This is a genomic window from Neobacillus nitrireducens, from assembly GCF_030915405.1.
Taxonomy (GTDB): domain Bacteria; phylum Bacillota; class Bacilli; order Bacillales; family Cytobacillaceae; genus Neobacillus.
This window is the reverse complement of sequence record NZ_CP133262.1, coordinates 2,047,727-2,060,635: the sequence shown is the minus strand read 5'-3', so window position 1 is coordinate 2,060,635 and position 12,909 is coordinate 2,047,727. Positions and strand designations below refer to the sequence as shown.

The 12,909-nt window shown below is 37.6% G+C and carries 13 protein-coding genes; 7 read left to right on the top strand and 6 right to left on the bottom strand.

Annotation, left to right across the window (positions count from 1 at the left end):
* Positions 1-69: 69 nt before the first annotated feature.
* Positions 70-624 (bottom strand): GNAT family N-acetyltransferase, encoded by a 555-nt coding sequence (locus tag RCG22_RS09970; RefSeq protein ID WP_308106695.1) that lies wholly within the window; start codon positions 622-624, stop codon positions 70-72.
* Between the two features lie 121 nt (positions 625-745).
* Positions 746-1,900 carry a histidine kinase N-terminal domain-containing protein gene (locus tag RCG22_RS09965; protein ID WP_308106694.1) on the bottom strand — a complete coding sequence of 385 codons (1,155 nt, stop codon included), beginning with the start codon at positions 1,898-1,900 and terminating at the stop codon, positions 746-748.
* A 404-nt stretch (positions 1,901-2,304) separates the two neighbouring features.
* Here RCG22_RS09965 and RCG22_RS09960 point away from each other — a divergent pair, with 404 nt between their 5' ends.
* The 5 genes from RCG22_RS09960 to RCG22_RS09940 all read left to right on the top strand — a co-directional run bounded on the left by RCG22_RS09960 (position 2,305) and on the right by RCG22_RS09940 (position 7,418).
* A complete protein-coding gene (locus RCG22_RS09960) occupies positions 2,305-2,529 on the top strand; it encodes a FeoA family protein (protein WP_066251864.1) in 225 nt (74 codons plus the stop codon).
* Entirely contained in the window at positions 2,529-4,532 is a 2,004-nt protein-coding gene (gene feoB, locus RCG22_RS09955; RefSeq protein ID WP_308106693.1) for a ferrous iron transport protein B, read from the top strand. Before RCG22_RS09960 ends, feoB begins: the two co-directional genes overlap by 1 nt.
* 21 nt (positions 4,533-4,553) lie before the next feature.
* On the top strand, positions 4,554-4,709 hold the full coding sequence (locus RCG22_RS09950; protein WP_098260819.1) for a FeoB-associated Cys-rich membrane protein: 156 nt from the start codon (positions 4,554-4,556) through the stop codon (positions 4,707-4,709).
* 110 nt (positions 4,710-4,819) lie between these two features.
* Entirely contained in the window at positions 4,820-5,278 is a 459-nt protein-coding gene (locus RCG22_RS09945) for a helix-turn-helix transcriptional regulator (protein ID WP_308106692.1), read from the top strand.
* 91 nt (positions 5,279-5,369) lie between these two features.
* A complete protein-coding gene (locus RCG22_RS09940) occupies positions 5,370-7,418 on the top strand; it encodes a transglycosylase domain-containing protein (protein WP_308106691.1) in 2,049 nt (682 codons plus the stop codon).
* A 92-nt stretch (positions 7,419-7,510) separates the two neighbouring features.
* On the opposite strand, the gene RCG22_RS09935 is transcribed toward RCG22_RS09940, so the two are convergent.
* A complete protein-coding gene (locus RCG22_RS09935; RefSeq protein ID WP_308106690.1) occupies positions 7,511-8,131 on the bottom strand; it encodes an NAD(P)-dependent oxidoreductase in 621 nt (206 codons plus the stop codon).
* A gap of 322 nt (positions 8,132-8,453) precedes the next feature.
* Here RCG22_RS09935 and fumC point away from each other — a divergent pair, with 322 nt between their 5' ends.
* Complete coding sequence (gene fumC, locus RCG22_RS09930; RefSeq protein WP_308106689.1) at positions 8,454-9,836, top strand: class II fumarate hydratase; 1,383 nt, start codon at positions 8,454-8,456, stop codon at positions 9,834-9,836.
* 74 nt (positions 9,837-9,910) lie between these two features.
* On the opposite strand, the gene RCG22_RS09925 is transcribed toward fumC, so the two are convergent.
* A complete protein-coding gene (locus RCG22_RS09925) occupies positions 9,911-10,114 on the bottom strand; it encodes an alpha/beta-type small acid-soluble spore protein (protein ID WP_026566044.1) in 204 nt (67 codons plus the stop codon).
* A gap of 361 nt (positions 10,115-10,475) precedes the next feature.
* Between RCG22_RS09925 and RCG22_RS09920 the strand changes: the two genes are divergently transcribed.
* Positions 10,476-10,718, top strand: a complete 243-nt coding sequence (locus RCG22_RS09920) for a hypothetical protein (RefSeq protein ID WP_308106688.1) — start codon at positions 10,476-10,478, stop codon at positions 10,716-10,718.
* Positions 10,719-10,777: 59 nt separating this feature from the next.
* Here RCG22_RS09920 and RCG22_RS09915 read toward each other — a convergent pair whose 3' ends face one another.
* Positions 10,778-11,881, bottom strand: coding sequence for an ABC transporter ATP-binding protein (locus RCG22_RS09915; protein WP_098260824.1), 1,104 nt, complete (start codon positions 11,879-11,881; stop codon positions 10,778-10,780).
* Between the two features lie 108 nt (positions 11,882-11,989).
* Positions 11,990-12,901 (bottom strand): PucR family transcriptional regulator, encoded by a 912-nt coding sequence (locus tag RCG22_RS09910; RefSeq protein WP_308106687.1) that lies wholly within the window; start codon positions 12,899-12,901, stop codon positions 11,990-11,992.
* Positions 12,902-12,909 lie beyond the last annotated feature (8 nt).

Here is a 12,909-nt window from a genome sequence, read left to right as displayed (position 1 = left end):
ATTAGCAAATCACCACATAAAAAAGACTGCCTAATAGGCAGCATCAATTGAACATGAGCAAAAGAAATTCTAATAAGGAACTCTTTTTTTCCACTCACTGGCTAGCATTCCATAAACAAAGAGATCATGAAAGTTTCCATATAATTGTTCTCCGTCCCGAATGATTCCTTCCTTAACAAATCCGAGTCTTTCAGGAATCGCACGGCTTTTTTTGTTTTTTACACCACAACGAATTTCTACACGGTTTAATCCTAAGGTGAAAAAGGTATAGTTTAGCAAAGATTGGACGGTACGAGTCATGATCCCATGACCTTCTGCGGTTTTGGATAGATAATAGCCGATATTTGCCATTCGGTTATGCCAATCAATTTGATGTAATCCGATCGAGCCAACCAGTTCTCCATTATAGAGAATCCCCACGTTTAATCCGTTATTCTCCGCGAATTGGGAGAGCCAAATCGGAATAATCGATTCAAACTGATAGGGGGAATTCATGCTATCTACCCAGGGCATCCATTCGCGTAAATGTTCACGATTTTCCTCAACCAGTTGATATAACTTCAAGGCGTGATGTTGCTGAAATAACTGGAGTTCAATTTGATTATCTACCTTTAATGTAAACATTGGTCTAATCTCCCGATAAAAATTTTTAGTTCATCATATGCACGATAGGACCCTTGTGGAAGATTGATCGATGAGAAATAAAAAAATCCCAGCTTGATTAAAGTGGGATTGGTCAAAAGAACTATAAAATTTCTTGTTCATGATTCTTCGGAATAACTGGGGCGACAGGTAATAGAATGGAAAATGTTGTTTTATCCGGGGTTGATTCACACTCTAAAACCCCCTTATGTTTTTCAATAATCTCTTTACATACAAACAAACCAAGACCTGTCCCCAGTTTTTTTGTTGTGAAGAATGGTTCGAAAATGGTTTTTCTTAATTCCGTTGGAATGACGGGGCCGTTATTAGAAATATTGATTTTGATCGACTGATTATCAAGACAACTATAGATTTCGATTGTTGGATTTGGATTCTCATCATGATTTAGGACATCAATTGCATTAAAAATAATATTAATAAATACTTGCCGGATTTCATCTGCATACCCATTTAAAGTAATCTCTTCACTTAATTCCTTTTTTATTTTTACTTTTCCATCGAGGATGCTGGGGTAGAGAAAGTTTAAAACTTCATCAATTAGCGTATTTAAATTGAAGTAATCCTTTTCCTTCCCAATTAACTCTTTTTTTGATAAAAGTAAAAATTGCGAAATACGGAAATTAAGTTGATCCAACTCACTTGAAATGATTTCTAAATATTTCATATTCGGATAATCGGCTTTAAGCAATTGGATAAATCCCTGAACAGATGTTAGTGGATTTCTAAACTCATGGATAAAACTTGATGTCATTTGGCCAAGTAGCGTCAATCGATCCTGATGGGTAGAATCGATGTGCATCGTTTTTTCCTCAATTATTTTGTTTTTTGCTTCAGAGTAATGTGATACAGCATAGAATAAAAATTTATCGAAGCAAAAGTTAATTTTGTTTACCGCTTCTTGCATATCAGACCATGGAAGCCCAACATTACTTAGATAACTGTATAAAACGGTTCTACCTAGATTCACATTATATACAAAATCTCCAAGGTTAATATCGGCCAAGACTCTTTCTTGTGAAACTTCTATAGCAAGCTTTTCAATTATGTCTAAAAGCTCTGGTTTCGTCATTTTATGCATATGAAGCAAGACATCGAGTAAGGCCGCTCCGTTTTCTTGAATCTTCAATTTAAATGGGTCTGCTTTAGTTATAACAATGGCATTTTCCCACTCTTGTATCAGTTTCTGTTTGTTTTGAGCGAAAAAATCAATTAAATCCGTTTGGCTTTCCGTGAACATGCCGTTTTTCCCCCTATGTAATTGACAAAACTGCTTTAAGTGTTAATTCGATGAATAGTGTAGAATTCCTTCTTTATTTTCTATTTTCCTTGAAAAAGCAATAAAAGAATAGTATATTTTTATGGAAACAATTGAATATTTCCACAAGGGGAGCTGCATTTTATGTGGCTGAGAGTGAGCGTCTTGAGTTCTGACCCTATGAACCTGTTAGTTCAAAAGCGATTATTTACACAAAAAAATTAATAAACATAGTTAAAAAGAAAAGAGTCCACTCGCTCTTTTCTTTTTTTATTAATATTTTTCAAACTTTTGACAAATTTATTATGCTTATTACCGAAAAAAAGTGTTAAAATGACGATATAGAAAGATAATCATTCTCAATTAACGTAGATAGGGTGATATAAATGTTCGGATTGTTAAAAGCAGGGGGGAAAGGGAAGATTATTAATCTTTCTCAAGTTGGTCACTTGGTACAAAGACGTTTACTTGACTTAGGGATTACAGAAGGCTCAGAGATATGCGTTAAGTGTGTGATGCCATTTGGCGGGCCAGTAATGATTGAATCGTGCGGACAGTGTGTTGGTATCCGTCGCAGGGAAGCAGTTCAGATTGAAGTGGTGAAATTATAATGGAAATCGCTTTAATTGGAAATCCCAATACCGGGAAAACTTCATTGTTTAATAACTTAACAGGATCCTATGAATATGTTGGGAACTGGAGCGGTGTAACCGTTGAAAAGAAAGTTGGTATTTTTAAAAATAATATTGATCAATTAATTGATTTACCAGGTGTATATACGCTTAATCCACTGTCAAAGGATGAAGGAGTTGTTACTTCCTTCTTTTTAAATGAATCTGTTGACCGGCTCCTTAATATATTAGATGCTTCTCAATTAGAACGTAATTTACATTTGACCTTACAATTGCTAGAGTTTGAAAAGCCTGCACTTATTGGACTTAATATGATTGACGTAGCGAATAAGCGTGGGATTCAAATAGATGCCGGAAAGCTTTCGGAGGTTCTCGGGGTTCCCGTAGTACCTGTCGTAGCAAGAAGCGGTAAGGGCTGTGACAAGCTAGTAGATGCCATCTCAACAAAATCAATCCAGCCTGTTAAAAAGAACCTCGTTTACTACGGAAAAGAGGTTGAAGAAGCAATTGTGACATTGACTGGTATGTTACATGGAAAAACTGACCTTTCTGAACGCTTTTTGGCGATTCAATATTTTGAAGGAAATGAATACGTTAGAAACTATCTTCATAGCATTGACGATCCACAATTGCTGAATTCTGTAAAGGCAAAGCTAGAATCAAAACTACAAAAACAGTATGAGGTAAAATCCTTAGCAAACTATATATATCAAAAAAGAAAAGAAGTAATCGAGGGGATTGCCGCTGAAGTTGCAAGGAAAAGTAATTCGGATATTCCTCTTTCAGAAAAAGTTGATAGTATCGTTACGAATCGGTTTCTAGGAATGCCAATTTTCTTGCTGCTAATGTATTTTATGTTTATGCTGACCTTTGATTGGCTAGGCACGCCATTATCTAATCTCTTGGATGGATTTTTAACGGGACCGATTACGGTAGGCTTTGAGAAGGTATTAACTGCTATTCATGCCTCAGATTTTATCCATGCGTTAATTATTGAAGGCTTAGTTGCTGGAGTAGGCGGGGTTCTCGTCTTTGTACCGCAAATTTTCATCCTCTTCTTTTTTATTTCTTTATTAGAAGATTCAGGATATATGGCTCGTGTCGCATTAGTTATGGACCGGATTATGGAATCAGTTGGCTTAAATGGAAAGGCATTTATTCCAATGATGATTGGTTTTGGCTGTAATGTCCCGGGAATAATGGCAGCAAGAACAATTGAAACACCGCGGGAGAGGCTGTTAACCATTTTACTCACCCCATTAATGTCATGCTCAGCGCGCTTACCGGTGTATGCATTATTCGTTGGTGCCTTCTTTGCAGGAAATAAAGCATTGGTGGTCTTGAGCCTGTATGTCCTAGGTATTATTGTTGCATTAACCTTGGCAAAAGTCTTTTCATCTACAGTACTTAAATCAGAAACTTCATTATTTGTTATAGAACTTCCACCTTACCGACTGCCCCAATTTCAATCACTTTGGAGAAGTACTTGGGATAAAGGGAAAGGATTTGTAAGAAAAGCAGGGACATTTATTTTTGCCGGTTCAGTTTTTATCTGGTTGTTATCTTATGCAGGTCCGAGTGGTTTAAAGGTTGATATGGATCATAGTTATTTAGCGGCGATTGGGAATGTTATCGCACCCATTTTTGATCCGATTGGATTTGGAACATGGCAGGCATCCGCATCGTTAATTACTGGGTTCTTGGCAAAGGAAGCCATTATTTCTACTATGAACATCATCTATTTTGTTCCGAACGATGCTAATCTGCAAGGGCTGCTGGCCGATTATTATACTCCGCTGGCTGCCTATAGTTTTATGGTTTTTATTTTGTTATATATTCCATGTTTGGCGACGGTAGCAACAATCTATAAAGAAACGAATTCAAAGAAGTGGACAGCTTTTTCAATGATTTATGCATTTGCGATTGCCTATGTCTTATCTTTGATTATCTATCAAGGTGGAAAATTGTTTGGACTTGTATAAACTTAAAAATGAGGTGAAGAAATGATTGCCAATATAGTAATAGGGGCCGCTATTTTTGGATACGCATCTTGGGCCTTAGTCAGGTTTATTAATAAATCGAAAAAGGGAAAATGCGCTGCATGTGAAGTGAAAAATTCATGTTCAAGCAATTGTGGGACCCCGCCCAAAATTCAATAACTAATTAAAACTGCTATCTTTAGAGGTAGCAGTTTTTTTGTGAAAAAATTTGAATGATTCACCAAACTAGTGTAAAATTACACTAGTTACCATTGAAGGAAGGGCTAAACGTGACCAGGGATGAAATTATTATGCAGGTTTCTGAAAAGCTTCGTCTTATCCGGACTGAAGCAGGTTATACTCAGGATAAAATGGCAGAAATCATTGGAGTCTCAAAGAAAACACTCGTTCAAATTGAGAAGGGTAGAGTTCTGGCCAACTGGTCTACGGCTGTTTCTATTTGTGCTCTTTTCCGTGAAACGGAAACCGTCCAATTTTTATTTGGAAATGAGCCACTCGAAGTGTTAGAAACGGTTGCCCGCGAAGGAATAGATATTCGTAAATCAAAAACATTCGGCGGCAGGATTTGGTGGAGAATAGTTTCAAAGAAAAATGGATATATTCTTCAACAAAATATTCTTAGTAAACATTTTCGAATCTTGGATGAGAGAAATTACCGAATCTTTAGCAGTATTGATGAGAAGCTTTCAAGACAACGCTTTAAAGAGTTGACTAAAAATGAATATTAGACATGGAAAAGATGGGGAATTCGCCCATCTTTTTTCTTTTTTATGGAATACTAATCGTTGTTAGAGATTATAGATAAAGGATGTTTTTCATTTGGTATCTAAACATAAGCTCATGTCCATTTTTAAGAACTGGAAAAAGTGGCATTTACTTCAAATATTAGTGCTCTCTGTGTTGACTATCATATTAAGTTTCTTCGGTCTTCTATATTATTTTTCCAAGGATGCAGATATATCAGGACTTAAAAACGAACTGCCCCAGGCAACCGTGTTTTATGATGTAAATGAGGATGTAGCAAGTAAAGTTTCGGCTAATAAAAATGAAGGGGTGTCAATCAAGCAAGTTCCAGATTCCATGAAAAATGCCATCATTGCCATTGAAGATCATCGGTTTTATCAACATAGCGGTGTCGACCTTGTCGGAACATCAAGGGCGCTTATGCGTGATATAAAAGCTGGGGGAATGGTAGAAGGCGGCAGTACCATTACTCAGCAATTGACCAAGAATACATTACTCACATCACAAAAGACTTTAAATAGAAAAATGGAAGAAGTTTTTTTAGCGCTGCAAATTGAACGGGAGTATTCGAAACCCGAAATCCTCCAAATGTATTTAAATCAAATCTATTTTGGAAATGGTGCATGGGGTCTTAAAACTGCGGCCAGCAAATACTTTGCCAAAGAAGTAAAAGACCTGTCCATTAGTGAATCTGCCTTACTTGCAGGGTTAATTAAAGCTCCATCAGCCTTAAACCCATACGAACATATGGAGAAGGCGACTGAAAGGCGAAACCTCGTATTAACCCAAATGCGAAAGCAAGGGTATATCTCAAAGCAGCAATATGAAAAAGCACGGCACGACAAAGTGGTATTGGATGATAAGGGCGGCGACCCGTTCCGAGGTAAATTTCCATACTATGTTGATCAGGTATTAGATGAAGCAATTAACCATTATGGATTGTCACAGGATGACTTACTAACAGGCGGCTATCAAATTTATACAGAGCTGGAACCAGTGATGCAAACTGCTATGGAAGAGACGTATCAAAATGATTCCTTTTTTCCAGAAGGAAAAGATCGTCTTGTTCAGAGTGGCGGTATTTTAGTGGATCCAAAGACAGGCGGAATCAGGGCTATTGTTGGCGGCCGAGGAAAACACATCTTTAGAGGCTATAATCGTGCTTCACAATTAGAAGCGCAGCCCGGTTCTTCCTTTAAGCCATTAGCCGTTTATACACCTGCTCTGGAAAACGGCTGGAAAATTACCGATATGTTAAAAGATGAACCGATGACTTTTGGCGATTATCAACCTAGTAATTATGATTATCAATATGCCGGGGAAGTACCCATGTATGAAGCTGTGAAAGCATCAAAGAATGTTTCTGCTGTTTGGCTTTTAAATGAATTAGGAATTGAAGAAGGATTAGATTCCGTTAAACGGTTTGGAATCTCATTAGACAAAAAAGATCGCAATTTATCTCTAGCCTTGGGAGGTTTGCATAATGGCGTCTCTCCCCTAAACATGGCAGAAGCCTTTGCTGTTTTTCCAAATAACGGGATAAGAATGAAGACCCATGCAATTAAGAAAATTGTTGATGCAGAAGGGAATGTTATCACCCGGTGGAAACCCAAAAAGGAGCGAGTTACAACAAAAGCAGTTACTGACAGTATGACGACTATGCTCCTTGGGGTGGTGGAGCAAGGAACAGGTAGTGCTGCACAAATACCCAGTCGGGAAACCGCAGGAAAAACCGGGTCCACTCAGGTGCCGATTACAGGAATCAATGGTGTAAAGGACCAATGGTTTGTAGGGTATACTCCTCAACTGGTTGGTGCCATTTGGGTTGGCTATGATAAAACAGATGAAGAGCATTATTTAAAGCCAATGAGCAATAAAGGTTCAGCGGTTGTTTTTCGTGAAGTGATGAGGGAAGCATTAAAGAATGAACCAAACGAAAGCTTTAATGTCCCGCATATCGCTGCCTTGATTGAAAAGAAAAGGCAAGAAGAAGAAAAGAAGAATCGGTTTAATTTTCAAGAGAACTTTAATAATGAGGTTCAGAAATGGGAAGAAAAATGGAATAAACAAAAAGAAAAGTGGAATAAAAAGTGGAAGAATAATGGGAAAGGTAATGGTTACTAATCGTTCTTTGGATCAACTCCAACTGGGGAGCACTGACCTGGCTGGATAACAAAAGAAGCCTCTAAACGAAACTTGTTAAGGGGCTTTTCTTGTTAATAAGTTATTCCAACGCGGGAACCAATAAATTCATTGGTAAATAGCTGCCCAAACGCAAAATCAGCTGTATCAAAAATTGAGATGGAGGAGGGATTATCAGGAAGAAAGTCCTTTTCGTACCTATAATGCCCTTTTCTTTCTCCTATAGGCAAGTAGGTAGGACAGACGACCGTCCAATCTAGGCCAGAATCCCTTAATATTAAATAGGCTTTTAAATGTTCTTCTGCATCCCGTGTACTTTTCCGTTTCGACTCAGAAGATTGAAACCGATATAAATAGGGTACAGACCTGGCTTGAAGAATTCCTGCTGTTCCAATGCTAATTATTCGCTGTATGCCTTGCTCTTTCATCTGCTTTATAATGAATGGCATGGATTCAGACAGAGTGGTGGTGCCATCTGTATTTAATGCACAAATTACCGCATCAGAGCCAGATATGCAATTTGAAATGTCTTTTTCAATTAGCACATTTCCTTCCTTAACAAGAAGACCATCTCCACTAAATTTAAGTTTTCTACTATCCCTCACCAGTACACGGACATTATGTTCCTGAGATAAAGCATTCTCTAAAATAATTGTACCAACTCTGCCTGTTGCACCGAAAAGGCAAATGTTCACAAAAAGTTCACCTCTTAGTCAATCAAGTGTAATAATCATCACTTGCCATCCCCGACGTATGTGATATTTTAAAAATGTTTAGGCATGCAATTAAATATTATAGGGGTGGGAAGTTTATGTCAGAGTATTCAATTGTATTATTGATCGGTAGTTTTTTAATTCTTTCTTATTATATCGGATATACAATTATTAAACATTAAATTTTGAACTGCAGACAAGTGTCTGCAGTTTTTTTATATAGTAAAATGCTATTTCTTTAATAAAATCGATAGGAATGGGTATATATATTGAAGTATATGAATTTGTGAGGTGTGGATGAGACATGAAGAATTATCGTATCGAAAAAGATACCCTGGGTGAGGTTCGTGTGCCAGTGGATAAATATTGGGGAGCGCAAACACAACGAAGCAAGGAAAATTTTAAAATTGGTTCTGAAAAGATGCCTTTGGGCGTGATTTATGGTCTGGTTTTTATTAAAAAGGCTGCAGCCATCGTCAATTCTCAATTAGGAAAACTCAGCGAAGAAAAAATGAAGGCGATTATAAAAGTATGTGATTCCATTCATAACGGTGATATGGATGAACATTTTCCGTTGGTCGTTTGGCAAACCGGCAGTGGTACACAATCTAATATGAACGTTAATGAAGTCATAGCCAATCGGGCAAATGAATGGTTAAAAGAGCAGGATGTCAGCTTTGAAAAAATTCACCCGAATGATGATGTCAATATGTCGCAGAGCTCTAATGATACCTTTCCAACTGCTATGCATATTGCAGCTTATACAATAATCGTTAAGGATCTCCTCCCTGTTATATCAGAATTAAAAAGCACGCTCCTTGGAAAAGAAAAGGATTTTTCAAAGATCATTAAAATAGGGAGAACGCATTTGCAGGATGCAACCCCATTAACGTTGGGACAAGAGATCAGCGGATGGCGGGTTATGCTTGAAAAGTGTGAAAGGATGATCACAGAGGCAAGCAAGTATCTGCTTGATTTGGCGATAGGAGGGACTGCTGTTGGTACAGGAATCAATGCTCCATCGGAATTCGGTGACAAGGTGGCTGAGCAGATTTATACTCTCACAGGTTATCCATTTCGTTCCTCAGAAAATAAATTTCACGCCTTAACAAGTCATGATGAGATTGTACATGTCCACGGTGCTCTTAAAGCCTTGGCAGCTGATTTAATGAAAATAGCTAATGATGTCCGCTGGCTTGCTAGTGGACCACGCAGTGGGATTGGCGAACTTAGTATTCCCGCCAATGAGCCAGGGAGTTCAATTATGCCTGGAAAGGTAAATCCTACTCAGAGTGAAGCGTTGACGATGATTGCGTGCCAGGTTTTTGGAAATGACGCAGCAATTGGTTTTGCTGCAAGTCAAGGGAACTTTGAGTTAAATGTGTTTAAACCAGTGATTATTAATAATTTCATTCAATCAATCAGGCTCCTCTCTGATGGAATCAAATCCTTTAATAAAAATTGTGCATTAGGTCTCGTGGCCAATGAAGAAATTATTAAGGAACATGTAAACCGCTCATTGATGCTGGTTACAGCGTTAAATCCACATATAGGCTATGAAAAGGCTGCAGAAATTGCCAAACTTGCATTTAAGGATAATTGCTCATTAAAGGAGGCAGCTATAAAAATAGGCTATGTTTCAGAACAACAGTTTTCAAACTGGGTTCGGCCGGAAAATATGATTTGACAAAATGAAAGCCCCCTTCGTGAGAAGGGGGCTTAGCCATAATATTTATTTGTATTTACTGGTTTTTCTAAAAATTAGCGTTGGAATCCGCCAAGTTGAGATTCAGCCATTGCTACAAGACGCTTTGTAATTTCTCCTCCAACAGAACCATTGGCACGTGAAGTAGTGTCTGCACCAAGATTTACACCAAATTCAGAAGCAATTTCATACTTCATTTGACTAAGAGCTTGCTCGACGCCTGGTACTAGTAGTTGATTAGAGTTGTTGTTACTTGCCATAGTTGAATAACACTCCTCTTAATAAGTTTGGGGTCAGTATGGAATTGAACCATAATGGAGATTAAACCATTGCCGCCTTGGCCTAACCCATAATTATCAATGTTACCTTTGATAAGTTTTTTACAAATTGGAGATTCATTCATTATCTTATTTTGGTTGGATGAGTCGGACTTGCACCGGCTATTACCCTTGTTGGTTTCATCCATCGTTGTAAGTAGCTGTTGTTGCTTGCTTTGTAATATTTATTATGATTCAAACGGACGGAGATATTCAAAAAGTTAATTAGTAATTTATTCCATTACATATAGGTGGCAGGTTAACACAAACTAGGGGTAAGAACTAAACTAAAAGGGTGAATGGAATGTCAGAATGCCCAGTATGTAATGGTTTTCGAGAAGCCTATTTATTATGTTCAAATTGCGGTGAACCTATGATGGAAAGTGGTCGTCTTATGGATTTTTATGATGATTATAGTCCATATATGGAAATAGACTTAATGAAAATGGAAGATGGATATCCCGATACGAACTCGGGTCAGAAGTGCCCCCATGTGTATCGCTGCCCAGTTTGTAATCAAGAGGATATTTTTTTTATAAAAGAATAAGCCCCGCTTTGAAAACGGGGCTTATTCTATATGCCGCTAAACGGGCGCTTGCGATATTCTTATAATGGACGAATACGTGATTCCGTTTCTACATCAAAGAAATGTGCTTTGTTCATATCAAACGCTAGTTCTATTGTATCTCCCGGATGAATATCCCCTCGAGAATCTACACGGGCTACGAAATCTTGGTCAGCAATACTTGAATAGATCATTAATTCCGCTCCAGTTAACTCGGCAACATCCACAGTTGCATTAATCTTAGAGCCTGCAGATGCATCAATGAAAACCGGCTCATCATGAATATCTTCCGGGCGAGTTCCAAGAATGATTGATTTTCCAACGTAACCTTGCTCGCGAAGATATTTCATCTTTCCTTCAGGAACAGCCATCGATATTTTTCCAATGACAAATTTTCCATCTTCCAGTTTTCCGTTAAAGAAATTCATTGCCGGAGAGCCGATAAAGCCTCCAACAAAAACATTCTCAGGTTTTTCATATACTTCTTTTGGTGAACCAACTTGCTGGATGATACCATCTTTCATAACAACAAGTCGTGTGGCCATTGTCATTGCTTCTGTTTGGTCGTGAGTAACATAGATAGTAGTTGTATCTAAGCGACGGTGAAGTTTAGCAATTTCAGCACGCATTTGCACACGAAGCTTAGCATCTAGATTTGATAATGGTTCATCCATTAAGAATACTTTGGCATCACGGACAATCGCACGACCTAATGCTACACGCTGACGCTGACCACCTGATAATGCCTTAGGTTTACGTGTTAAGTATGCTTCTAAACCAAGAATTTTTGCCGCGTCATTGACTCGACGTTCAATTTCATCTTTTGGAAACTTGCGAAGTTTTAATCCGAACGCCATGTTATCATATACAGTCATGTGTGGGTAAAGCGCGTAGTTTTGGAAAACCATTGCGATATCTCGATCTTTTGGGGCTACATCATTGACTCTTTTTCCATCAATATAGAATTCACCTTTGGAGATATCTTCAAGCCCTGCAATCATACGAAGCGTCGTAGATTTGCCGCACCCTGATGGTCCAACAAACACAATAAACTCTTTATCTTCAATATGTAAATTGAAGTCCTGGACAGCGGTCACTTTATTATCATAAATTTTATAAATGTGGTCTAATTTTAACTCTGCCATTTGAAAGCCTCCCTTAATCTTGTTAAGTATCAGTTTACATTCAGAGGAAGAAAATCAATATGGACAGAGTGCACAAAGATTGAAAACGCTTTTTTAGGCAGATTGTTGTTATTTATCTAAACTTTGCTCAAAAAGGAGGCAAGCTAAAAAAACGGTAAAAGCACCATAAAAGTCCTTTAATTGAATACCGGTTTTATCGATGAATTTATCGATTCGATATTGTAGTGTATTTCGATGGATATATAGTTTTTTAGCCGTCAAACTGGCATTTAAATTATTTTCAAGGAAAACTTTGATTGTTGAATACAATTCATGATCCTCTTTAAAAACTCTAAATATTACCTGAATGACCCTTTGCTTGATTTCAGGTGGTAAGTGATAAGCTAAATAAGCTGGGAAGATGCGCTCGAATGTTAAGATGTTCAGGTTGGTGATTAAATTCGCCAATCCAAAAGAAAAGTATTCTTTCTCCCCAAGAAATTTGGAGCGAAGTTGATCGGAAATAGGATGGAATTTTCCAATAAAAAAGGAGATTTTTATATAAAGGTCACTTTCAAGTGTTTCTGTCATTGAAATCAATTCTTCATCTGTTAGAGTAATCGTATTACCCTTTTCAATGACAATACCTCGACTGTTGTTTTCCCAGATGATAATAACTTCTTCGCTGAAAAATCCCTTTAAAGCAGACTCAATCTCGGTTTGAACCGCATCAGTACTATTTAATTGAATCTGAATGAACCGAAGGTATGTTTCAGGTTTATAATTAGGGAGAGGCCCATCCGAGAATAAATACAGATCCCAACCCTTTGCAGTCGAATTACTGGTAGGAGTTTGAAAGTCAATTAATTGATAAAGCGTTTTAAGAAGGGTTAATTCCTTTTCAGTTAGCTCTCCTTTCGGAATGCTAATCCATTCGTTTTCCACCTCATTGAAGAAGAGATAAGACTGTTCAGAGGGATTCACTGGTTTATCGGGAAATAAAATAGAATTTTTATAAATAGACAATAATTTTTTTAGCATGATTAATT

What these genes read in the sequence shown, in the direction of transcription:
- RCG22_RS09970 (WP_308106695.1), bottom strand. Translation starts at nt 624, where the DNA reads ATGTTTACATTAAAGGTAGATAATCAAATTGAACTCCAGTTATTTCAG.
- RCG22_RS09965 (WP_308106694.1), bottom strand. Translation starts at nt 1,900, where the DNA reads ATGTTCACGGAAAGCCAAACGGATTTAATTGATTTTTTCGCTCAAAAC.
- RCG22_RS09960 (WP_066251864.1), top strand. Translation starts at nt 2,305, where the DNA reads ATGTTCGGATTGTTAAAAGCAGGGGGGAAAGGGAAGATTATTAATCTT.
- feoB (WP_308106693.1), top strand. Translation starts at nt 2,529, where the DNA reads ATGGAAATCGCTTTAATTGGAAATCCCAATACCGGGAAAACTTCATTG.
- RCG22_RS09950 (WP_098260819.1), top strand. Translation starts at nt 4,554, where the DNA reads ATGATTGCCAATATAGTAATAGGGGCCGCTATTTTTGGATACGCATCT.
- fumC (WP_308106689.1), top strand. Translation starts at nt 8,454, where the DNA reads ATGAAGAATTATCGTATCGAAAAAGATACCCTGGGTGAGGTTCGTGTG.
- RCG22_RS09925 (WP_026566044.1), bottom strand. Translation starts at nt 10,114, where the DNA reads ATGGCAAGTAACAACAACTCTAATCAACTACTAGTACCAGGCGTCGAG.
- RCG22_RS09920 (WP_308106688.1), top strand. Translation starts at nt 10,476, where the DNA reads ATGTCAGAATGCCCAGTATGTAATGGTTTTCGAGAAGCCTATTTATTA.
- RCG22_RS09915 (WP_098260824.1), bottom strand. Translation starts at nt 11,881, where the DNA reads ATGGCAGAGTTAAAATTAGACCACATTTATAAAATTTATGATAATAAA.
- RCG22_RS09910 (WP_308106687.1), bottom strand. Translation starts at nt 12,901, where the DNA reads ATGCTAAAAAAATTATTGTCTATTTATAAAAATTCTATTTTATTTCCC.